The organism is Pseudomonas sp. CFBP13528, from assembly GCF_005233615.1.
In the GTDB taxonomy this organism is placed as follows: domain Bacteria; phylum Pseudomonadota; class Gammaproteobacteria; order Pseudomonadales; family Pseudomonadaceae; genus Aquipseudomonas; species Aquipseudomonas fluorescens_AM.
The window spans coordinates 12,190-32,128 of the sequence record NZ_QGAJ01000009.1 but is presented as its reverse complement, the minus strand read 5'-3'; the positions used below and the strand labels follow the sequence as shown (position 1 = coordinate 32,128).

Here is a 19,939-nt window from a genome sequence, read left to right as displayed (position 1 = left end):
AATACCCATGGGCTACAAAATTCCCGACGGCGGCACCTTTCAGCACGGTGCCACTTATGGCCCTGATATCCCGTTTTCGGCGCTGAGCAATGCGGCAGAAGCCGTGGCTACAGTCACAGGCGGCACCCTGTCGGCTGGCGACATCGTGATTGTCACCTCCGGGTGGACCCGCCTGGGGAATCGCGTTGTGCGCGTCAAAGCTGCGACAGCTACTGCAATCACACTCGAAGGTATCGACACCACCGACCTGCAGGTTTACCCGGCAGGCTCCGGCATCGGCTCGCTCAAGAAGGTGCTGACCTGGGTGCAAATTCCACAAATCACCGACGTCAATTTCGCTGGCGGAACCCAGAATTATCTCGATGTGGCGTTTCTGGAAGACAAGCAGGGACGCCAGATGCCGACTGACAAGGCTGCCGCGAGCCTGGCGCTGACCATCGCGGATGACCCGGCCCAAGCATTCAACGCCATTCTGCGCGCAGCGGATGCCAGTCAGACCATTCAGGCTGCGCGCTTGAACCTGCCTGGCAACGACACGCTTTTCTACGGCGCTTTCACCTCGTTCTCCAACCAGCCGACCGTGTCCCGTAGCAACCTGCTGACCCGGACTGTGAACCTGGCGCTGCAGGGCGAGCCAACCCGTTACCTGACTTCGGTGGCTTAATCCATGGCAAAGATCAGAATTGCCCAGAACCCGACGTTCAAGACCCTCGTGTCAATCCCGATCGTTGGGGGTGAGCCCGAGAAAATCGAGTTCACCTTCAAGTACCGGGATCGAGCCGAGCTTGCCGCTCTTTTCGATGAATGGAACGACAAGCGCAAGAAGGCACAGGCTGCGCTGGGCGATAAGCCGTCATGGTCAGAAATTGTTGCTGTGGATACTGAGCAGCAAACTCAGCAGATCAAGGACTTGGTGGTTGGCTGGGGCTTCGATGACGAATACAACGACGACAACATCGTCGCATTCGTGAAGTCCTGCCAGGGCGCTGCCGAGGCTGTCGTCAAGGCTCACGAGGGAGCATACAGTCAGGCCCGCCTGGGAAACTGACCGACGCTGCCCGCGCCATGTACTCGCCAAGCGTGCCCGACGCAATTATCGGCATGTTCGGCCTTGCCCCTGGCGATTTGGTTGAAGAAGTGGAGGTCTGGCTATGCAACTGGCCGGCCTTCCTCCTGTTCAACCGCATGTCCACCCAGTGGCGAGCAGGCGCAGGCGGCGCGATCGGTCTCGACTACAGCTGCATCCGCGACGTGGCCGGTTTCCTCGGCATCAAGAAAAAGAAACTCGCTGAAATCTTCCCTGATCTTCAGGTCCTGGAAGGCGAAGCCCTGCGCGTTATGGCGGAGGAAAGGGAAAATAGCCCGTAATCACGGGCACTTATTCAAGGTGAGTCGATGAACATTGCAGAACTCGGCGTCAAGATCGACTCGGCCGATGCAATCCAGGCGAAAACGAGCCTGGATGAAATGGCGAAAGCTGGCGGCCGGGCCGAGCAGTCCGCTGTTTCGCTGATGAACGAAATGCAGGCGCTGGAAAAGTCGCTGTCCACCAGCGCCAAAACCACCCGGGACCTGGCTAAGCAGCGTGAAGCGCTAACCAAGCTGACCAAGACCGGCGCCTATGGCGAGGCCGAGGCAGCGAAGATATCGGCTCAGCTCGATAAGCAGCAGATCGCCCTGGCCAAGTCTGCGATGGACGAGCAGAAGGCGCTGAACAGCCTGCTGGGCGCCATTGACCCGGCCCGCGCGGCGCTGGCAAAACTGGACAATCAGGTCGAGCAGCTCGGCAAACACCTCGACGAGGGCCGGATCAGCCAGGACCAGTACAACAGCGCCCTGAGCAAGATCGACAAGGATTACGGAAAGCTCGAAAAGACAGCCACCGGCTTCGACAAGCTACGCCTCGGCACCCGCCAGGCGCAGGAAAACGTTGTTCAGCTTGGTAATGCACTCTCGTCGGGTGACTGGGGTAGCGGCGTACGCGCCGTTGCGCAGTTGGGCGCTGGTGCTGGTGCGGGCGCTGCCGGGTTGCTGGCTATCCTGGCGCCGTTAGCACTGGCCACCGCCGCGGTTGGTGGCCTCGCCGTTGCTTACTACAAGGGCAGCGAAGAGCAGGACCGCTACAACAAATCGTTGATTCTGACCGGTAACTACGCCGGGGTCAGTGCCGGACAACTTGGCGATATGGCGCGGCAGGTCAGCGCTACCGTGGGCACCACTGGCCAGGCGGCCGCAGTGTTGGCGCAGCTGGCGGACAACGGAAAGATCGCCGGCGAGAGCTTTACCGGAATCACCCAGGCCGCAGTGTCGATGCAGGAAGCCACGGGCAAGGCAGTAAGCGAGACGGTTTCCGAGTTCGTGAAGCTGGCCGATGACCCGGTCAAGGCATCCGCTGCGCTCAACGAGCAGTACCACTACCTCACCACTTCAGTTTACTCGCAGATTGCCGCACTGGAAGAGCAGGGCGATCACGCGGGAGCCGTGAAGCTGGCGACCGAGTCCTACGCCGACGCGATCAATGAGCGCACGCCGAAGATTCTGGAAAATCTGAGCTTCTGGGAGCGAGGCTACAACGCCGTTGCGCGTGCTGCTGACAATCTCAAAAACATCGGCCGACCTGACATTGGTGCAGACATTGAGCAGGCTCGCCGAGACCTGGCCGATGCGCAGAAAGGAAATATCGGGCTGTTCCAAAACCAGAAGGAGATTATCGAGTTCCGGCAGAATCGTCTGAACATGCTTGAGGACGAAAAGGCGGCCCAGGCCGATATCGCCAAGTGGGAGGGCGAGCAGGCCAAGGCGCAAGGGGCGGCAGTCACGGCAATGACGAAGGTTGATGCGCTGACCAAGTCGGCTTTGACCAACGAGCAAAAGCGGACAAAGGAGATTGAGGACTATAAGCAGCAACTCGCGGATATCCGGAAGGTTGCGCCGAATGATCCCCGTCTCCAGCAGGACGTTGTCGATAAAAACATCTCCAACATCAACGACAAATTCAAGGATCCGAAAGCCGCTGGCACCCAGGTCGACCTAACCAGCTTCAACAACGCCAAAAACGACCTGGCAGCCATCACCGACACCTACAAAAACTACCAGAAGGAACTGGAAGCGGCGCAGAAAGCCGGCCTGCTGTCTGAGGAAGACTATCTGTTGCGGCGTCAGGCGCTGATCGGCAACCAGCTCGACCAGACAACGGCGGCCTACGAGGCCGAGATTTCCGCGCTGGAAACCGCCAAGGGCAAGAAGACAACATCAGCCGCGCAAAGCATCCAGTTGGACCAGAAAATCGCTGACGCGCGCGCAGGGATGGTCAAGGCACAGAAAGAAGCTGACAGCCAACTTGAGGTGTTGGCGACCAACGAGGCCGGGCGCCTGGCCAAGCAGGAACGGGCGATAAGTTCGTACGTGCAGGCGCTGGGGCAGCAACAGAGGGCCTTGGAGTTGGCCGGGCAACGAGCCGTGCTGGGCGTGGGCCAGGGTGATCGTCAGAACGCATTGAACGGGCAACTGAACAGCCAGCAAGACCGGTTTGCTCAGCAGTCGCTTGAACTGGAAAACCAGCGATCCGACCCGTCACGCAAAATGTCGGACGAGGAATTCACTCGCAAGTCGCAGGCGCTCGCTGACGCGAACAAGAAATCCACCGACCAGATCAGGCAGAACTACGCGGACGTGGAAAGTGCCCAGGGCGATTGGACCAAGGGTGCAACGGCCGCATGGGAAAACTACCTGGACTCAGCAAAGGACATTGCCGGCCAGACCAAGAGCCTATTCGGCAACGCCTTCAGCTCCATGGAGGATTCCATCGTCAACTTCGCCATGACCGGTAAAGCGTCGTTCTCGGACTTCGCCAAGTCGATCCTGGCCGATATGGCGCGCATCGCCACCCGTCAAGCAGCATCGGGACTGCTCGGCTCTCTAGTGGGCCTTGGCGTTTCGGCAGCAGGTGCGTATTTCGGCGGAGGCGCGACACCAGCATCGGCCGGCTCAACCGCTGCCGGCTACAGCCCTGAAGTGCTGGCAGGCTGGTCCGGAGTCAACCAGGCCAAAGGTGGCGCATGGGCGAGCGGCGTCCAGATGTTCGCCGACGGCGGTGCCTTCACCAACTCGGTTGTCAGCAAGCCCACGGCATTCGGCATGGCCGGAGGCAAAACAGGCGTCATGGGCGAGGCGGGGGCAGAGGCCATTATGCCTCTGACCCGTACGTCGAGCGGCAAGCTTGGCGTTATGGCTATGGGCGGCGGTGGGTCTGGCGCAACGCAGATCAATGTAGAAGTGCATATCGACGGTGACGGCAACGCTTCCTCCACCGCTGACGCACCTGGTTACGACCTGTTTGGTAAAGAGCTGGCGACCTTCGTGGAGCAGAAGTATCAGGAGCTGCGATCGAAGGACATGCGTCAGGGTGGCGTCATCAACAAAGCAATCAAGGGGCGCTGATGGCAATCGAACGATTTACCTGGGCAACGGAGAAGGGCGCGGAGGGCGATATCGCTCAGCGCGTCCGATCCAAGCAGTTCGGCGATGGCTACGAGCAGTCGGTCGAGGATGGCCTGAACAATCGCTCGCAGTCCTGGCCGGTCACCTTTACCGGTCTGAAACCGCGAATCAAGGAAATCATGGCATTCCTCGACCGGCACAAGGGTGCGAAGGGCTTCCTGTGGGAGCCGCCCCTTGGCGAGCTTGGCCTCTACAAGTGCAACGGCTACAAGCCGATTCACCGCGGCGGTCAGGTCTACGCCATCACCGCCACCTTCCAGCAAACCTTCCACCCCTGAGATAACCGCCCATGGCACTGATCACGGACATCCAGAAACTGGAGCCCGGCGGCGAAATTCGCCTGTTTGAAATTGACGGGACGGAATACGGCGCTGATTACCTGCGCTTTCACGGCCACGCAATCCCGCATACGGCTGAGGAACTGCTGGCCTACGAGCATTCTGAGGACGACTTGCCCGCCAAGTCGATTATCTGGCAGGGCCAGGAGTACGCCGCCTGGCCGGTGCAGATTGAGGGTATTTCCTCGAGCAGCGACGGTACCGCTTCTCGGCCAACGTTCGCCGCCGGCAACGTCAACGGACGGGTGACCGCCTTGTGCCTGGCCTTCGAGGACATGCTGAAGTTCAAGCTGACAGTTCGCGAGACCCTGGCCCAGTACCTGGATGCGGCCAACTTCCCCGATGGCAACCCAACTGCTGACCCAACACAGGAAGCGCTGGAAATTTGGTACATCGACCAAAAAACCAGCGAAGACGGCGAGGCTGTGGTCTGGGAGTTGTCTTCACCGGGCGAGATCGATAACCACGGTCTTCCCGGCCGGCAAATGACGACGTTCTGCCACTGGGCCATGACCAACGGTTACCGGGGGCCGGACTGCGGGTACACCGGATCGGCGATGTTCGATGACGAGGACAACCCCACAGATAACCCAGCCCTCGACCAGTGCAAGGGCTGCCTGTCGTCCTGCAAGCTGCGCTTCGGCGAGAACAACGAACTGTCCTTCGGCGGATTCCCCGCTGTCTCCCTCATTGCCCGGAGTTGACCATGCGCAAGCACATCATCGCGGCGGTCCAGGCGCATGCGGCAGCCGAATATCCGCGCGAATGCTGCGGCCTATTGCTGGCCGTCGGCCGCGCGCAGAAGTACTTTCCATGCCGGAACATCGCCGCGGAGCCTAACGAAGAATTCCGGCTTGATCCTGAGGACTACGCTGCGGCTGAAGACGTGGGTGAAGTTATCGGCATCGCTCACTCCCACCCGGACGCCACCAGCAGGCCGTCACCGCATGACCTGGCCATGTGCGAGGCCACCGCCTTGCCCTGGCACATTCTGAGCTGGCCTGAGGGCGATATGCGCACGATAACTCCCACGGGCTGCACGCCGCTGCTTAAGCGTCCGTTCGTGCACGGCGCTTGGGACTGCTGGCAGGTCTGCGCTGACTGGTACCAGCGTGAATGGGGGCTTGAGTTCGAAGCCTTCCAGCGCACCGACGGCTGGTGGGAGAGTGCGGAGAACGCGAGCCTGTACGAGCAACATTACGACGCGGCCGGCTTTGTGCGAGTCGACCAGCCGCAGCGCGGCGATCTGATCGTTATGCATGTGGGCCGGACAGTTCACCCGAACCACGCTGGGATTTACCTCGGCACAGATCCGGCATTGCCTAGTGAAGATTCGGGCGCTTTCGGCCCCGGCCCCTTCCTGCTGCACCACCTGTATGGCAGGCCGTCGGAGATCATCGTCTACGGCGGGCCCTGGCACGACCGCACACGCCTGATCCTCAGGCACAAAGACGCAAAACAACCAACATCACGCGGCATGGCCGCAGGAGAAGAGCATGCTTACGGACGCACAACAAAAAGCTATCGACGATGAAGTTAAAAAAAGGGCCGAGAGAGACTTCGCTCTGTTCGGCCCCAAAGGTCGTTAAGCGTCAGGGGCTGGTATGCGTGCTAAGTCATTGATCAAGTTTTCTAGCACAAGATTGAAAACATCTTTGTTTTCGGCTGCTGGATACTCCGCGGCAATATGACCTTTGAGTCTTGCAGTATAAAGGTCAGCGTTGAGGGCGCCATTTTGCTTTAGGCTCGCTGCTAGACATTGAAGCGCTAGTCCGAGAGCGCGAACTTCACTTGGGTTTGCTGGTGTTCCTGACACATTGACCTCCAGGTCATTAACGCGCCGACATTGGCGCTATCCCAGTCCTTGGCTTGCAGGCGTAGGACTGGGGAAATCCTTTTTCACTCATTCGAGTATTCGAAATGACTCAAATCGAACGTAGCGACATCGCGCGCACGATGGATGCTCTCGCGTTGGCGTTGGCTGATCACGGGCACAGCTGGAGTGATGAGCTAAGAGCTTCCTACGAGCGCGCCACAGCAACCCTCAAGGCTTGCGATTGTAAGGTGACTGATTCGTCGGCTTGAGGCTGATGCCTAGCTCGGCGGCTTTGCTGTAGATGGACGCCTCAGAACGACCGAGCTTGAGGCCGATTACGCGGGTGGGGGTGTTGCCTGCTGCCAGCGTGCGCAGTTGGGTAATCTCTGCCGCTGTCCATTCCTTGCCGCCGTTGGAGGGTTGCTTGGCCATCGCTCAGTTCCTTCTGGGTTGAAGGCCAAACGCTACTACTGATTGCGACTTGGGCGTTACTGGCATTCCATCCACGCTGGATGCCCGGACAGGTCTGATCAACGAAAACTTTTCTGCTGAGCTATCTATCGCTTGAGGTAGCACTGGTTTCACTTGCCGTGATCCCAGTGCTCGGTCTCGCACAACTCGGCAGCTTTCGTACGTCAGTGGGTGCGCAAAAGAAGAGTTACTTGTGAGCCATTGCTTTCGGTTTTGTATTCTTTCCCTGCCTGCAAATTGGCTTTGACGTGGCCGGATTTGTGAACGTTTTGTTTCTCGTTCTGGAAGTCATAAACGATATCTGCTTTTGCCCGCCCGTCAGGGGAGAACTCAGTGATCACACAGCTGATGTATTCAGACGATGAGGCTCCTTTCGCGCCACTATTATTTGAGGCGGCAGCCGAAACATGGCCCACGATGCTGGTGCAACTCCCAGTGTAGGAGTCGACCTTCACCTGAAGAGAAAACGGCCTAGGATTTGGGGCGTTTTGATCTACGTCCGCTTCGTAAATGACTTTTCCGTTGTAGGTCATCGTTTGATGGCTCATCGCTGGAATGTGCGGGAAAGGCTCAGTGATCTGCTGTTGGGCTAAGGCGGAAGTAGCTAACAGCATAGTGAGCAGCGAAAGGGAGGGTCTGATATTAGGGAGCATGCTTAATTTCCTTATATGGAACACCTCTTATCTGCACCGCGTTCCGAATCTTTACGGCAGGATGAAAAAATGGCGGGTAGCCTTAACCTAGCTGATGAATAATCTGGCGATCTGCCCGATGTCGGTTTTAGGTACAGATCGGAGATGCTAGATTTCCGCTCTAAATAAGGAGAGAACGACATGCGGATTTTGATAGCGGCGGTAGCGGTGGCGATGCTGGCGGGGTGCATGGCACCCACGATGAACGAGGCGCGCCAGGAAGGACCTTACAAGGTACTGACCTCGAAGAAAACTGACGCCGCGCTGGCTAAGTGCGTGCAGTATGAATGGCAGAACCAGCCGATCTTCGGCGGCACGCCTGGCGCAACCTCTCAGCCTGGGCGTGACACCGGGTATACGGTATTCACTGAGGGCTCTCAGTACTTCGTTGACATCCAGCCAAAGGGCTACGGATCAGAGGCGAAATATTACGTGGTGGTGGGTAATTGGATCGCGAATAAACGGCTGACCGCGCTGCAAGGCTGCTTATAGCGTCACATCAAATTGTTCAAGGCTCGCTTCGGCGGGCTTTTTTATTACCTGGAGAAAAGCAAATGGCGGCACTTGCCATCAATTATCAGCCCATGACCACAATCCTGCTCTACGGTCAGCTCCGACAGTTTGGACGGTCTTTCCGAATGGCTGTGAGTACTCCGGCCGAGGCCGTGAAAGCGCTTTGCGTCCAAATTCCAGGTTTCGAGCGGTTTCTGTCCAATGCCAAATCTAAGGGTATTGAGTTCGCGGTTTTTCGAGGCAAAACGAACCTGGGCGAGAAAGAAATTGGGTTCGCGGGCGCTGGAGATATCCGCATTGCTCCCGTTATCACCGGCAGTAAGCGCGGCGGTGCGCTGCAAACCATTATCGGGGCAGTGCTTATCGTTGTTGGTCTCGTCATCACCGGCGGCACCTTCGGCGCGGGCGCTCCTTTCGGCTCCGCCCTGATAATGATGGGCGGATCGATGGCGTTGGGCGGCGTGATCCAAATGCTCAGCCCCCAGGCTGGTGGACTCAAGACCAGCGCCGCGCCGGAGAACACCCCCGGCTACGCCTTCGGCAGTGCCAAGAACACCACGGCATCCGGTAACCCGGTTCCGCTGTGCTACGGCAAGCGCCGTGTCGGCGGGGCGATCATTAGCGCTGCCATTTACGCCGAGGACCATATGTAGCAATGGTCGGAGCAAGCTACTTGTCACCTGAAGTTAGTGCGTGTGCGATTACTCGAATCGCGCCTTTTCTATGTCTCCGTGCTTACTCTGTAGGTAAATTGTGTAGGGCAAAATGAGGGTGTCTGCAATTCCAGACAGCCCCATATCTAGCAAAATTAATGACGCAGACGGGTGTCCGTCAAAGCCGGTGCTCTGACGTGGCGCTGCATCGAGTGTGCAGTAATCAAAAACGGCACCGCTATAGATTCTCGGTACCGAATCGCAGCTCGAACTCCAACGAGCCAGCTTATTGCTCGCGACGGTGTCGTCTCGGAAAGTGGTGTTGACAGTCCCACAGCCTGTAGCTGATATCGCCGCTACCAGCACCAAAGCGTTTTTGATCTTCATCACATTGGCTCCTTGCCAGAAAAGTTTGAGGTTAACCGAAGCCGCGATATCGCGGTTTTTTATTGCCTGGAGAAAAGCATGGGCGCAGCACGCAAGATCGACATCCACGGCGCTAAGGGCGGCGAAAAAAAACCAAAAACGCCGACGGAAGCCCCGGACAGTCTGCGCTCTGTTGCCATTGCCAAAATGCTGATCGCCGTGGGCGAGGGGGAATTCGAAGGCACGCCGACCGCCAGGGACATCTACCTCGACAACACCCCACTGCAAGACCCCCAGGGGAACATGAACTTCCCGAATGTGAAGTGGGAATGGCGCACTGGGGCCGTGGACCAAACCTATATCCAGGGGATTCCATCGGTCGAGAACGAGACCACCATCAGCACCGAGCTGCGCAGCGGCACCCCGTGGATTAGGGCGATCAACAACACCCAGCTCTCCGCTGTGCGCGTTCGTTTTGCGTGGCCAGCGCTCCAGTCCGTGGACGCCGGGGGCAACATCAACGGGTACCGAATCGAATACAAAGTCGAACTGGCCACTGATGGCGGCGCCTACCAGCAGGTACTGAGCGAGGCGGTCGATGGGAAGACCACCAGCGTGTACGAGCGCACGCGCCGTATCGACTTACCCAAAGCCACGACGGGCTGGCTGATGCGCATCACCCGCATCACTCTGAATCAGAACAACAACAAAATCTCGGACACGATGCAGATCGCCGGGTTTACCGAGGTGATCGACGCGAAGATCCGCTACCCGAACACGGCGCTACTCTACGTCGAGTTTTCTGCCGAGCAGTTCCGCAGCATCCCGGCCGTGACGGTCGAGACCAAGCTGAAGAAGATACAGGTGCCGAGCAACTACGAACCTATGTCGCGCTCCTACAGCGGCGTCTGGGACGGGACCTTCAAGCAGGCCTGGACCGACAACCCTGTCTGGATGACCTACGACATCACCACCGCTGACCGCTTCGGCCTCGGCCGTCGTATCAAGCCGTGGATGGTGGATAAGTGGGAGCTGTACCGGATTTCCCAGTACTGCGATCAGTTGGTGCCGGACGGGAAGGGCGGTCAGGAGCCGCGCTTCATCTGCAACCTGAACCTGCAGGGCAAGGCTGACGCCTGGTCGCTGCTTCAGGACATCTCGACCATCTACCGCGGCATGACCTACTGGGCCCAGGGCCAAGTCTTCACCCTGGCAGATATGCCGCGCGCTACCGACTTCGACTTCGCCTACACCCGGGCAAACGTCATCGATGGCAAGTTCACTTACTCCAGTGCGTCGGAACGCACCCGCTACACCCGGGCGCTGATCAGCTACGACAACCCGCTGAACAACTTCGACACCGACGTCACAGCTGTAACCGATGCCAAGCTGCAGCGGCGCTACGGCGACAACCCGCTGGAGATCAGTGCCATCGGCTGCACCCGCGAATCCGAGGCGCAGCGCCGCGGCAAGTGGGCGTTGTTCACCAACTCTAAGGATCGGGCCGTCACCTTCAAGGTGGGCTTGGACGGGCGTATTCCGCTGCCTGGTTACGTAATCCCGATTGCTGACGAACTGCTGGCTGGTCGGGCCGTCGGCGGCCGGATCTCGGCGGTAAACGGCAAAGTGATCACCTTGGACCGCGATACCCAGGCCAAGCCCGGCGACCGGTTGATACTCAATCTGCCTGACGGCAAGTGCGAGGGACGTACGGTTCAGCTTGTCAGCGGCCGGCAGGTCACCGTGACCGTCGCCTATTCCATGCCGCCTGAGCGCGAGCTGGTGTGGGCGCTGGATGCTGACGACCTGGCGATTCCGCTGTACCGCGTGGTGAGCGTGGCCCGGCCTGAGCCAGGCGTGTTTGAGATATCGGCAATTCAGTACGATCCGAGCAAGTTTGCTCACATCGACACCGGCGCGCGTCTGGAAGAGCGCCCCATCAGCGTGATTCCGATCACGGTGGTACCGGCACCGGCCAGCGTCACGTTGACGTCGAGCTACTCGGTTAATCAGGGCATCGCCATCAGCACCATGAACATCTCGTGGCCGGGCGTCACCGGCGCCGTCGCGTATGACGTGGAGTGGCGCAAGGACAGCGGAAACTGGATCAAGGTGCAGCGCACCGGCTCGACGAGCGTCGACGTAACCGGCATCTATTCGGGCGCATACCTGGCTCGGGTGCGCGCGGTGAGTGCCTTCGACATTTCGTCGGTTTGGAAAAACTCCATCCTGACCAACCTGGAAGGCAAAACCGGTTTGCCGCCGGCGGTGTCTTTCCTGACCACCACCAGCCTGGTTTATGGCATCGGCATTCAATGGGGCTTTCCACCAGGTGCAGAGGACACTCAGCGGACGGAGATCTGGTACAGCCAGTCGGCCGACCTGGCCACCGCGATCAAGCTGAGCGACTTCAGCTATCCGCAGACGAAGCACGAGATGCACGCGCTGTTGCCTGGTGCGAGCCTGTTCTTCTGGGCTCGCCTGGTGGACCGGACCGGCAACATCGGCCCGTTCTGGCCGGTACCTGGTGCGGTCAATGGACAGGCCAGCACCAAGCAGAGCGACTATGAGGCGTACTACGCCGACAAAATCGGCAAGGGTGCCCTGTACCAGAGCCTGCGCGAAGAGATAGAGCTGATCACCGGTGACGGGCCAGGCTCTGTAAATGAACGTCTCGAGGAAGCCAAGCAGGAACTGGAGGAGCTGATCAAGCAGGTGAACGACGCGCTCGCCTACGACCCTGCGAAACCTTATCTGAAGGGCGATATTGTCCGGCTCGATCAGCATCTGTACCAAGCAAAAGGCCCTGTCCCGGTTGGGGCAGCACCGCCGGACGCTGCGTATTGGATCGATATCGGCACCATTCTTGAGACCACTGATGCACTGGTGTCTCAGGTCAAGATCATCGAAACCACCATCGAAGAAATCGACGGCAGGGTGTTGGCCACCGCCACCTCTGTGGAGGCGTTGCGCTCTGCTGCTCGAGGTGATGATGGCGCGGGCGATCTTGCTGACGCGATCAAGGGATGGACGTCCACGGCAGATCTCGCCGTCGAGCGTAAAACGCGAGCCAGCGAGAATGAAGCGGCGGCCCAGCAGTTGCTCACCCTCGGCGCTCAGGTCGGCGACAACAAGTCGTCGTTGACCGTTCTGGAGCAGGTGGTGGCCAGTAACCGCGAGGCTTCAGCAGCGCAGATCAACCAGCTCAAGAGCGATCTGTCTGTTGTCGAGCAGAAGGCGACCGGCAATGCCCAGGCAATCACGGGCCTCAACACGAAAGTCACAAACCTCGACGGGAAGATCACATCCCAGGCTTCGAGCAACGAGGCGTTGCGCGCTTCTGTGCGCGGCGATGACGGGGCCGGGGAACTGGCGGGGGCTTTGAAAACGTATGAGTCCGTCGCGAGTATCGCCCAGCAAATTCGTGTAGAAGCATCCCGCGAATTAGCAACTGCTGAGCGCCTGACTACCTTGCAAGCTGGGGTTGATGGCGCGAAGGGTCTTATCCAGCAGGAGGAGCTGGTCAGGGCCACTGCGATAGATGTTCTGTCCAAACGGACTGATACGGTCCAGTCGAGTCTCGGTCAGACAAACGCCTCGGTTCAGCAGGTGAGCCAGACGCTGGTTGGCCTGGACGGAAGGGTGTCCTCTCAGGTCACCTTGAAGGCCCAGACAATCGTAGACGGCCGCAGGGTCACTACGGGCATGGCCTTCGGATCGAATGGCGAGCAGTCGGAATTCCTTATCTTCGCGCAGAGGTTCGGCGTCGTTAACGAGGTGAGCGGCAAGATCGACCCGATGTTCGTTATTGAAAACGGCCAGGCCGTGTTCAACACCGCGATCATCAGCAAAGCGATTATTCAGGAAATCATCCTGGGCATGGTGCTTCGTTCGCCGACGGTGGATTCGAAAGGGCGCCCATTACTGGAGATCAACATTCCGGCGGGTACTTTCACCCTGCGCAGTTCGGGCACTGGTGGATCGTCGCTGCTCAACAACGACGGACTTTCTGTATTCGATGGGAATGAAGATCGGCGCGTGATGGTTGGGAGACTTTCCTAATGGCCGATTACGGAATGTGGACGTGGGGCCCTGGCAACGTCGCCGAGATCACTCCGACGTCTTTCACGATGCGGACCGTTTACACAGCGGTCCTCACGCCAGCGGCCTGGGGAAACGTCAAATATCTGGATATCGCGGTCGCGGGAATCACTCCTGACAATGCCTCGGCATTCTGCGTTCTTGCTCAGGCAGCGGCACCTCTTTATGACAAGCAGCTTGAGCCGGAGGTGCTGAATGGAGTTGTCAGGGTTTGGAAAACATTGAGAGGGGATCCCTGGGGTAACTCAGGGAGATCCTCTACAGTTATGCGGCTCTTTGTGGTGAGGTTTAAATAATGGCTGAAACGTTTGGCATGTCTTTCACCGCTCCTCCTGACGGTCGTGTCATCATCGATTCCGAATTCTTCCGATTGACGGTTATTCATAAAGGGAGATATGTAGGAACTGAGGAAAGCGGCAATTCATCTACAACTTTATTTCCCTCCCCATTCACGACCCAAGAACAGCCGCTTATATTCATACGCCCAGACAGTGCCGCCGGAATGATAGGCATGGCGAACATAGAAGTTTTAGGTGGGCCTGGTAACTGGACTGGTTTCCGGGTTCGGATATATAACAATTACACCATCAAGCCGGTAGGTCGCTGGTTTGCAGGAATATTTGGCGGTGCGCCTGTAGCACAATTTGGTGCGCGTATCTTGGGGCCAGGGCAGAAGGTCATTTTTGATACTGGCACGCCCGCCGCTTTATTCGTTAGGGCCACAAACACCTGGACCTTTACGGGAAGTGGTCAGACAGGGCAAGGACAAACCATTACCTACTTTCAAGCGCCTTTTGCAATGGCAGAGGATGAGTATGTATTGATAAATAACATGGGGGTAGGAGTTAACACCATTGGAGTTGAGTCAAATAGGCAGATTGGTTTTTTCTGGGATTATCCAAACAGGCTTATCAACGTCGGAGCCGTAGGTATACCCGGTTACAATGCGTCGTTTCTCGGAATTACGATTGTCGTAGCGCGAATGACTTCTTAATTATTTTAAAGTTCCGAATCCCGCATCATGCGGGTATTTTTTTTCTGGAGAAAAACATGCCATCTTGGTTTTCAGAAGGGACGGTCACCGTTACCAATGGAACTACCGTTGTAACAGGTGCAGGCACGAAGTTTTCAAATTGCCGATCTGGCGATATGTTTGTCGGGCCGGACAACGGTATATACCAAATCATCAATCCGGCGAACGACACGTCGGTATCGATCTCGCCCGCGTACCGGGGTCCCACTTCAGCAGGCGCTGGTTATGGAATCGTTCCCGTGAACGGATACCCCAAGGCGCTCGCTGACGCCGTCAACCTTTTGGTGCAGCAGTGGGGGGCGACTCTCGCGGGCCTTGGGTCGGTATCTGTTGAGAACATTGTGCCGGTTACGAAGGGCGGTACCGGGAGCTCTACTCCAGCTGCAGCTCGCACCGCTCTGGGTTTGGGCAACGCTGCTACGGCCACCATCGGCCTCAACCCCGGCAACGTTATGGGAGTCGGCGCATTCGGGAACGGCGTCGACTACCTCACCGGGCTGAGCTTGTGCACGGACATCAGCGGTAGTCAGGTATCGAAAACCGGCATCTACCGTTATTCGTCCACTACTGCCGGCAAGCCTGATTTCGGCTCCGGATTTGGAGCGCTCCAGCAATTCTCAGCCTCATACGATGGCACGTACAACTATGGCGCGCAGTTGGCAATTGACTATGCGTCGACAGAATTGATGATGCGCCGGCTCACCGGTGCTTCAGGCTGGTCTGCCTGGGCGAAGTTCTACAGCACCGCAAACACCACTCGCGCCGCTGACGGCACACTGAAGGCGATCTAAATGAAAACTCGCGCAGCAGTAAATATCCTCGGCGCTACGGGCGCCGTCATCGACATCACGTCCCTGGGAGTGGAAACCATCACCACGGAACACCCAGGCCCAGGGCAGTACCTGGTCTACGGCACGCTTGGGATGGCGCCGGCCCCTGAAGGTTGGGGCTACGTCGTGAACCAGATCGATGCGGCCTGCTCGGTCGCGATCAGCTACCACGACGGGGTGCTGGCGGTCAGCATTGCCAAGGACGGCGAGCCTGCTGATCTGGAACACAGCATCACCCTTCATGTGGCCGTCGAGGCCTTGCCCGTTCAGGAGATGCCCGAACTGCCCCCGCCGTCAGCTGATCCTCTGGAAGTTGCCCAGGAAGAAATCGCCCGTTTACGCTCCGCCGCCGACTACGCGATCGTTCCACTCCAGGATGCGGTTGATGTCGACGAAGCCACCGATGCCGGCCTGGCCGCACTGAAAGCGTGGAAGAAATACCGCGTGGCGCTGAGCCGTGTTCCCGACCAATCGGATTACCCTCAAACGATTGAGTGGCCGCAAGTCCCCGCGTAAACCCTGGAGCAGACCACCACCCGCCTTGTGCGGTTTTTTTTCGCCTGGAGAAAGCCATGCCTATCACCGAGCAGCAGTTGCTGCAGATACTCCCGAACGCCGGCCGCAATGCCGGCGTTTTTGTTCCCGTGCTGAACACGGCCATGGGCCGGCACGCGATCGTGACCCCGCTGCGCATCGCCGCATTCATCGCCCAGGTCGGGCATGAGTCGGGCCAGTTGCGATATGTGCGGGAGATTTGGGGGCCAACCAAGCAGCAGGCCGGGTACGACGGTCGTGCCGATCTGGGCAACACCGTGAAGGGAGACGGTTCAAAGTACCGCGGACGCGGCCTGATCCAGGTCACCGGGCGCGCGAATTATGCCGCGTGCGGCGAGGCCCTGGGCCTGGACCTGATCAACAAGCCTGAATTGCTTGAGCTGCCCCAGCACGCCGCCATGTCAGCGGCTTGGTTCTGGTCGACCAAGGGTCTGAACACGTTGGCGGATCAGGGGCAGTTCGAGAGGATCACCAAGCGAATCAATGGTGGGCTCACCGGACAGGCCGACCGCCAGGCGCTGTACGACAAAGCGCTCAAGGTGCTGGCATGACGCCGGTGCAGAAGTTGGCCGGCCTGGTCGTGCTGATTTTGGTCCTGATGGCCAGTGCCGCCGCCGGCGCCTGGCAGATTCAGGACTGGCGCCTGGGCAAGCAACTGTCTGAACAGCTATCAGCGCAGAACACCGCGCACCAGAGTCAGCTCGACGCCATCACCAACGAGGCCTGGCGTCAGCAGAAGGCCGAGCAGGAAAAGCGCCTGGCCACCGAGCAACAGATTGCGGTGCAGGACCAACAACACGCCCAGGAATTATCCGATGCCCACCGTAACCAAGCTGCTCTGCGCGATCGCCTTGCCACTGCTGATGTCAGGCTGTCAGTCCTTCTCGACGCCACGGACACAGCCAGTCGCTGCGACGTGCCTACCGCCCCCGGCGCCGTCGGCGTGGTTCATGCAGCCCGTCGAGCCCAACTTGACCCAGCGCATGCTCAACGAATTATCGATATCACCAACGCCGGCGACCAAGGACTGATTGCGCTGCGCGCTTGCCAGGCGTACGTAAGGGAAGTTGCCCGCTGAGATCACTGAACTACGCTTCCACCAGAAGTTCGTATTGCGATCACCGAACCAACCCCAAAGGGGAAGCATGGACAAACGTCTTGCAGGCCTTTCAATTCTGCTCACCCTCAGCTGGGTCACTGCCGTGATCTTCGTGATGTGGTTTTTCAGCTGACGGATCTGGGCGTATGAGGTCGGGCCCCTGGTTTTTGACGTTGCCCACGGCCTTGCCTACAGCAAACCACTCAAAGTCTTCTGTAGGCTGGCAAAACTCTTTCGCGATTTCCTCGGCGCGCGATGGCGCCAAATCAGGATCAAGCCACTCGTTCGCAAGCTCAGGTGTCAGCACCAAAGGTCTTCGGTCGTGAATGTCGACCATGCCCTGATCGCTGGCGGCGGTGATGATGACAAATCCGTCACCATGGTGCGGCTCGAGTCCAGGGTGTACTTGGGCCAGGGCGCCAAAGAACATTGGCCTCCGGCTCTTTAACCTAATGAAGTAGGGCTGCTTCTTTTTCGGGGCGTCTGGGTCTTTGACCCACTCGTACCAGCCTTCGCTCGGGACAATGGCGCGTCCTGTGGGCCACAACTGTTTGAAAAACTTCCCCGTCGTGACGGTCTCTACCCTGGCATTTATTGGGTCAGGCCTTTTTCCCTTCGCCCAAAAGGGCGCCCATCCCCAGTGCAACGCGTCAATGTGCAAACCATCTTCCTTGCCGTGCATAATTTGCACGCGCGTCGTTGGAGCGACGTTGAATCGATTTATCGGCTCGGCGTCGTACCCGCTGAACAGCTCTACTTGAGGGCTTAGCTCCTCAATGTAGATAGCCATCCCCTCGTATTGCACGAATCGACCGCACATAGAAACACCTCCGCCCGTCGAAATCCCCTATAGAGAAATTGACCGCAAGCGCCCCACAAAGTTAACTGTATATTCGTACAGTATCCGCATAAGGCGTTGTCATGAGCTTCAACATCCTGGGTCCGATTGCCCTCGGGGGCGCAAAACTCCCTCTCTGTTCGTTTCACGTTCCTGCCGGTTTTCCCTCGCCGGCAGCAGACCATATCGAGCAGCATATCTCTCTGGATGAAGTGCTCAATATCAGGGCCCCGCACGTCTACCTGGTGATGATCACCGGCGAGAGCATGCAAGGCGCAGGGATTTTTGAGGGCGATCTGGCTGTGGTTGACCGCTCAATTGAGCCGGCTCATGGGCACATCGTGGTGGCCCTGCTCAACAATGACCCTATGTGCAAGCGACTGTGCAAGCGTGGCAAGGAAGTGATCTTGCTATCCGAAAACCCTAAGTACCCCGCACGCTACGTGCTGGAAGGAGACGAGCTGTCTATCTGGGGTGTAATCACCAGCACAGTACGTAGCCATGTCTAATCCGCCGGTATTCGCGCTGATCGACTGCAACAGCTTCTATGCCAGTTGCGAGCGAGTGTTTCGGCCTGACCTAGCCAAGACGCCTATCGTGGTGCTCAGCAACAACGACGGCTGCGTCATCGCCCGAAGCTACGACGCGAAGCCTTTCATCAAGATGGGCGAGCCGTATTTTCTGATTAAGCAAAAGCTAAAGCAGCACGGGATCATCCCGTTTTCATCGAACTATGCCTTGTACGGTGATATGAGCGAGCGAGTGATGACGCTGATCGAGAGCATGGTGCCGGCTGTCGAGATCTACAGCATCGACGAAGCCTTTGCCGACCTCACTGGGATTGGTGAACTTGATGCGCTCGGCAGGCAGATCCGAGCCCAAGTACTTCGCTGCACCGGCATCCCCGTAGGTGTCGGCATCGCCAATACAAAGACCCTGGCCAAGCTGGCGAACCATACGGCTAAACGCTTGCAGGCTCAGACTGGGGGAGTGGTAAACATCACCGACCCGATGAAGCGTGATTGGGTTTTGCGCAACACGGATGTATCTGAGGTGTGGGGCGTGGGCCGCAAAATGAAGCTGCACCTAGACGCCCTGGGCATTAAGTCCGCGATGGACCTGGCAAAAGCCGATCCTTGGACACTCCGGAAAAAATTCAGCGTGGTGATCGAGAAGACGGCGCGGGAGCTGGCCGGCACTTCGTGTCTGGAACTTGATGAGCCCGATCCGCCGAAGCAGGAAATTTGCTGCAGCCGAATGTTCGGCATGCGCTTGACCGAGCTTGCACCGATCAAAGAGGCGGTGGCCACCTACATGATGCGAGCCTCTGAAAAGCTCCGCGCCCAGAACTCGCTCTGCAAGACGGTCCGAGTGTGCATACGCACCGGCATGTTCAACCCGGACGAGGCGAAGTATGCGAACGGGGTGGTGGTCGATATGCCGTATCCAACAGATGACGTTCGCTTGCTCACTAAGGCTGCCGTCGACGCGCTAGACCGGATATTCCGGCCTGGATTCAAGTACAGCAAGGCCGAGGTGATGCTGCTAAACCTCTGCCAGCCTGGCGAGTACACCGATGATCTGTTCGCGGTCTCGCAGCCGACAGAAGCAACGCGGGTCATGTCGGTGCTGGACCAAATTAACGATCGATGGGGAAGGGGAACGCTGCGGTCGGCCAGCGTGCCTACCAATCCTGAGTGGGGCATGCGCCGGGAAATGATGAGCCAGAGCTACACCACCAAGCTGGACCAGCTCTGGTCAGTGGCCTGCAAGTAGCGATTACTCCGGTGCCATGAGAACTGCGAGCGTCAATTTGATGAACTCTTCGTTGCCGTCGATGGTGTGCAGCGCACCCCGGATATTTTCTGCGACCTCGGCGGAACCACGCTGCTCAACCCAGTTCGATAGCTCCATGATGGAAGCCTCAAGGGCCAGTTGGTTTTCGTACAGTTTTGAGAGCAGGGAAGGGAGTAGGTCTGAGTTGGGCATAGCTGTTCCTCCGTAGATTGAACAGCGTAGCAGGCAATGAAATAGGGTATTTGATTTGAGTCGGCAGAACGCCGAAGGAGGGGTAAAAAACGTTCCGAAACAAAAAGGAAGAACCGCATTCTACGCGGTCTCCAGGGCATAAAAT

The 19,939-nt window shown here is 58.2% G+C and carries 22 protein-coding genes; 17 read left to right on the top strand and 5 right to left on the bottom strand.

All coding sequences use genetic code 11. The annotated features are described in order from the left end of the window. Window positions 1–7: 7 nt before the first annotated feature. The 7 genes from PspCFBP13528_RS17250 to PspCFBP13528_RS17220 are packed head-to-tail and all read left to right on the top strand — an operon-like array spanning window position 8 to window position 6,372. Window positions 8–664 carry a phage tail protein gene (locus PspCFBP13528_RS17250; protein ID WP_137200879.1) on the top strand — a complete coding sequence of 219 codons (657 nt, stop codon included), beginning with the start codon at window positions 8–10 and terminating at the stop codon, window positions 662–664. Between the two features lie 3 nt (window positions 665–667). Further along, window positions 668–1,048: a phage tail assembly chaperone gene (locus tag PspCFBP13528_RS17245; protein ID WP_065950818.1), complete on the top strand. Its 381-nt coding sequence runs from the start codon at window positions 668–670 to the stop codon at window positions 1,046–1,048. Between the two features lie 17 nt (window positions 1,049–1,065). Then, window positions 1,066–1,368 (top strand): DUF1799 domain-containing protein, encoded by a 303-nt coding sequence (locus PspCFBP13528_RS17240; protein ID WP_137200877.1) that lies wholly within the window; start codon window positions 1,066–1,068, stop codon window positions 1,366–1,368. A gap of 27 nt (window positions 1,369–1,395) precedes the next feature. Further along, window positions 1,396–4,440 (top strand): phage tail tape measure protein, encoded by a 3,045-nt coding sequence (locus PspCFBP13528_RS17235; protein WP_137200875.1) that lies wholly within the window; start codon window positions 1,396–1,398, stop codon window positions 4,438–4,440. Next, complete coding sequence (locus PspCFBP13528_RS17230) at window positions 4,440–4,778, top strand: phage tail protein (RefSeq protein ID WP_057009018.1); 339 nt, start codon at window positions 4,440–4,442, stop codon at window positions 4,776–4,778. The genes PspCFBP13528_RS17235 and PspCFBP13528_RS17230 overlap by 1 nt, the downstream gene beginning before the upstream one ends. Before the next feature lie 11 nt (window positions 4,779–4,789). Continuing rightward, window positions 4,790–5,542, top strand: coding sequence for a phage minor tail protein L (locus PspCFBP13528_RS17225; protein WP_137200873.1), 753 nt, complete (start codon window positions 4,790–4,792; stop codon window positions 5,540–5,542). 2 nt (window positions 5,543–5,544) lie between these two features. Further along, a complete protein-coding gene (locus PspCFBP13528_RS17220; RefSeq protein ID WP_241669102.1) occupies window positions 5,545–6,372 on the top strand; it encodes a C40 family peptidase in 828 nt (275 codons plus the stop codon). A gap of 510 nt (window positions 6,373–6,882) precedes the next feature. Here the strand turns inward: PspCFBP13528_RS17220 and PspCFBP13528_RS17215 are convergent. Together PspCFBP13528_RS17215 and PspCFBP13528_RS17210 are read right to left on the bottom strand one after the other, a co-directional pair. Continuing rightward, complete coding sequence (locus tag PspCFBP13528_RS17215) at window positions 6,883–7,086, bottom strand: hypothetical protein (RefSeq protein WP_137200871.1); 204 nt, start codon at window positions 7,084–7,086, stop codon at window positions 6,883–6,885. A gap of 203 nt (window positions 7,087–7,289) precedes the next feature. Beyond that, on the bottom strand, window positions 7,290–7,778 hold the full coding sequence (locus tag PspCFBP13528_RS17210) for a hypothetical protein (RefSeq protein ID WP_137200869.1): 489 nt from the start codon (window positions 7,776–7,778) through the stop codon (window positions 7,290–7,292). A 180-nt stretch (window positions 7,779–7,958) separates the two neighbouring features. Here PspCFBP13528_RS17210 and PspCFBP13528_RS17205 point away from each other — a divergent pair, with 180 nt between their 5' ends. Next, window positions 7,959–8,309 carry a hypothetical protein gene (locus PspCFBP13528_RS17205; RefSeq protein WP_124424266.1) on the top strand — a complete coding sequence of 117 codons (351 nt, stop codon included), beginning with the start codon at window positions 7,959–7,961 and terminating at the stop codon, window positions 8,307–8,309. 62 nt (window positions 8,310–8,371) lie between these two features. Beyond that, a complete protein-coding gene (locus PspCFBP13528_RS17200; protein ID WP_137200866.1) occupies window positions 8,372–8,983 on the top strand; it encodes a tail assembly protein in 612 nt (203 codons plus the stop codon). 48 nt (window positions 8,984–9,031) lie between these two features. On the opposite strand, the gene PspCFBP13528_RS17195 is transcribed toward PspCFBP13528_RS17200, so the two are convergent. Continuing rightward, window positions 9,032–9,370 carry a YceK/YidQ family lipoprotein gene (locus PspCFBP13528_RS17195; RefSeq protein ID WP_162515433.1) on the bottom strand — a complete coding sequence of 113 codons (339 nt, stop codon included), beginning with the start codon at window positions 9,368–9,370 and terminating at the stop codon, window positions 9,032–9,034. Window positions 9,371–9,448: 78 nt separating this feature from the next. Between PspCFBP13528_RS17195 and PspCFBP13528_RS17190 the strand changes: the two genes are divergently transcribed. The 6 genes from PspCFBP13528_RS17190 (at window position 9,449) to PspCFBP13528_RS17165 (ending at window position 16,946) form a co-directional block, all read left to right on the top strand. After that, entirely contained in the window at window positions 9,449–13,411 is a 3,963-nt protein-coding gene (locus PspCFBP13528_RS17190; protein ID WP_137200864.1) for a phage tail protein, read from the top strand. A gap of 334 nt (window positions 13,412–13,745) precedes the next feature. Then, a complete protein-coding gene (locus PspCFBP13528_RS17185) occupies window positions 13,746–14,444 on the top strand; it encodes a hypothetical protein (RefSeq protein ID WP_137200862.1) in 699 nt (232 codons plus the stop codon). A 56-nt stretch (window positions 14,445–14,500) separates the two neighbouring features. Continuing rightward, window positions 14,501–15,274, top strand: a complete 774-nt coding sequence (locus PspCFBP13528_RS27620; RefSeq protein WP_178084437.1) for a hypothetical protein — start codon at window positions 14,501–14,503, stop codon at window positions 15,272–15,274. Then, window positions 15,275–15,829 (top strand): tail fiber assembly protein, encoded by a 555-nt coding sequence (locus PspCFBP13528_RS17175; protein ID WP_137200860.1) that lies wholly within the window; start codon window positions 15,275–15,277, stop codon window positions 15,827–15,829. 56 nt (window positions 15,830–15,885) lie between these two features. Then, window positions 15,886–16,419 (top strand): glycoside hydrolase family 19 protein, encoded by a 534-nt coding sequence (locus PspCFBP13528_RS17170; protein ID WP_137200858.1) that lies wholly within the window; start codon window positions 15,886–15,888, stop codon window positions 16,417–16,419. Then, window positions 16,416–16,946 carry a lysis system i-spanin subunit Rz gene (locus tag PspCFBP13528_RS17165; protein WP_137200856.1) on the top strand — a complete coding sequence of 177 codons (531 nt, stop codon included), beginning with the start codon at window positions 16,416–16,418 and terminating at the stop codon, window positions 16,944–16,946. Before PspCFBP13528_RS17170 ends, PspCFBP13528_RS17165 begins: the two co-directional genes overlap by 4 nt. A 91-nt stretch (window positions 16,947–17,037) precedes the next feature. On the opposite strand, the gene PspCFBP13528_RS17160 is transcribed toward PspCFBP13528_RS17165, so the two are convergent. Continuing rightward, a complete protein-coding gene (locus PspCFBP13528_RS17160; RefSeq protein WP_137200854.1) occupies window positions 17,038–17,787 on the bottom strand; it encodes an SOS response-associated peptidase family protein in 750 nt (249 codons plus the stop codon). 101 nt (window positions 17,788–17,888) lie between these two features. Between PspCFBP13528_RS17160 and PspCFBP13528_RS17155 the strand changes: the two genes are divergently transcribed. Both PspCFBP13528_RS17155 and umuC read left to right on the top strand, forming a co-directional pair. Continuing rightward, on the top strand, window positions 17,889–18,314 hold the full coding sequence (locus tag PspCFBP13528_RS17155) for a S24 family peptidase (protein ID WP_137200852.1): 426 nt from the start codon (window positions 17,889–17,891) through the stop codon (window positions 18,312–18,314). Beyond that, entirely contained in the window at window positions 18,307–19,581 is a 1,275-nt protein-coding gene (gene umuC / locus PspCFBP13528_RS17150; RefSeq protein ID WP_137200850.1) for a translesion error-prone DNA polymerase V subunit UmuC, read from the top strand. Before PspCFBP13528_RS17155 ends, umuC begins: the two co-directional genes overlap by 8 nt. A 3-nt stretch (window positions 19,582–19,584) precedes the next feature. Here umuC and PspCFBP13528_RS17145 read toward each other — a convergent pair whose 3' ends face one another. After that, window positions 19,585–19,794: a hypothetical protein gene (locus PspCFBP13528_RS17145; protein WP_137200848.1), complete on the bottom strand. Its 210-nt coding sequence runs from the start codon at window positions 19,792–19,794 to the stop codon at window positions 19,585–19,587. Between the last annotated feature and the right edge of the window lie 145 nt (window positions 19,795–19,939).

Bases quoted from the DNA above. Each gene is read 5' to 3' on its own strand.
- PspCFBP13528_RS17250 (WP_137200879.1), top strand. From the start codon at position 8: ATGGGCTACAAAATTCCCGACGGCGGCACCTTTCAGCACGGTGCCACT.
- PspCFBP13528_RS17245 (WP_065950818.1), top strand. From the start codon at position 668: ATGGCAAAGATCAGAATTGCCCAGAACCCGACGTTCAAGACCCTCGTG.
- PspCFBP13528_RS17240 (WP_137200877.1), top strand. From the start codon at position 1,066: ATGTACTCGCCAAGCGTGCCCGACGCAATTATCGGCATGTTCGGCCTT.
- PspCFBP13528_RS17235 (WP_137200875.1), top strand. From the start codon at position 1,396: ATGAACATTGCAGAACTCGGCGTCAAGATCGACTCGGCCGATGCAATC.
- PspCFBP13528_RS17230 (WP_057009018.1), top strand. From the start codon at position 4,440: ATGGCAATCGAACGATTTACCTGGGCAACGGAGAAGGGCGCGGAGGGC.
- PspCFBP13528_RS17225 (WP_137200873.1), top strand. From the start codon at position 4,790: ATGGCACTGATCACGGACATCCAGAAACTGGAGCCCGGCGGCGAAATT.
- PspCFBP13528_RS17220 (WP_241669102.1), top strand. From the start codon at position 5,545: ATGCGCAAGCACATCATCGCGGCGGTCCAGGCGCATGCGGCAGCCGAA.
- PspCFBP13528_RS17215 (WP_137200871.1), bottom strand. From the start codon at position 7,086: ATGGCCAAGCAACCCTCCAACGGCGGCAAGGAATGGACAGCGGCAGAG.
- PspCFBP13528_RS17210 (WP_137200869.1), bottom strand. From the start codon at position 7,778: ATGCTCCCTAATATCAGACCCTCCCTTTCGCTGCTCACTATGCTGTTA.
- PspCFBP13528_RS17205 (WP_124424266.1), top strand. From the start codon at position 7,959: ATGCGGATTTTGATAGCGGCGGTAGCGGTGGCGATGCTGGCGGGGTGC.
- PspCFBP13528_RS17200 (WP_137200866.1), top strand. From the start codon at position 8,372: ATGGCGGCACTTGCCATCAATTATCAGCCCATGACCACAATCCTGCTC.
- PspCFBP13528_RS17195 (WP_162515433.1), bottom strand. From the start codon at position 9,370: ATGAAGATCAAAAACGCTTTGGTGCTGGTAGCGGCGATATCAGCTACA.
- PspCFBP13528_RS17190 (WP_137200864.1), top strand. From the start codon at position 9,449: ATGGGCGCAGCACGCAAGATCGACATCCACGGCGCTAAGGGCGGCGAA.
- PspCFBP13528_RS17185 (WP_137200862.1), top strand. From the start codon at position 13,746: ATGGCTGAAACGTTTGGCATGTCTTTCACCGCTCCTCCTGACGGTCGT.
- PspCFBP13528_RS27620 (WP_178084437.1), top strand. From the start codon at position 14,501: ATGCCATCTTGGTTTTCAGAAGGGACGGTCACCGTTACCAATGGAACT.
- PspCFBP13528_RS17175 (WP_137200860.1), top strand. From the start codon at position 15,275: ATGAAAACTCGCGCAGCAGTAAATATCCTCGGCGCTACGGGCGCCGTC.
- PspCFBP13528_RS17170 (WP_137200858.1), top strand. From the start codon at position 15,886: ATGCCTATCACCGAGCAGCAGTTGCTGCAGATACTCCCGAACGCCGGC.
- PspCFBP13528_RS17165 (WP_137200856.1), top strand. From the start codon at position 16,416: ATGACGCCGGTGCAGAAGTTGGCCGGCCTGGTCGTGCTGATTTTGGTC.
- PspCFBP13528_RS17160 (WP_137200854.1), bottom strand. From the start codon at position 17,787: ATGTGCGGTCGATTCGTGCAATACGAGGGGATGGCTATCTACATTGAG.
- PspCFBP13528_RS17155 (WP_137200852.1), top strand. From the start codon at position 17,889: ATGAGCTTCAACATCCTGGGTCCGATTGCCCTCGGGGGCGCAAAACTC.
- umuC (WP_137200850.1), top strand. From the start codon at position 18,307: ATGTCTAATCCGCCGGTATTCGCGCTGATCGACTGCAACAGCTTCTAT.
- PspCFBP13528_RS17145 (WP_137200848.1), bottom strand. From the start codon at position 19,794: ATGCCCAACTCAGACCTACTCCCTTCCCTGCTCTCAAAACTGTACGAA.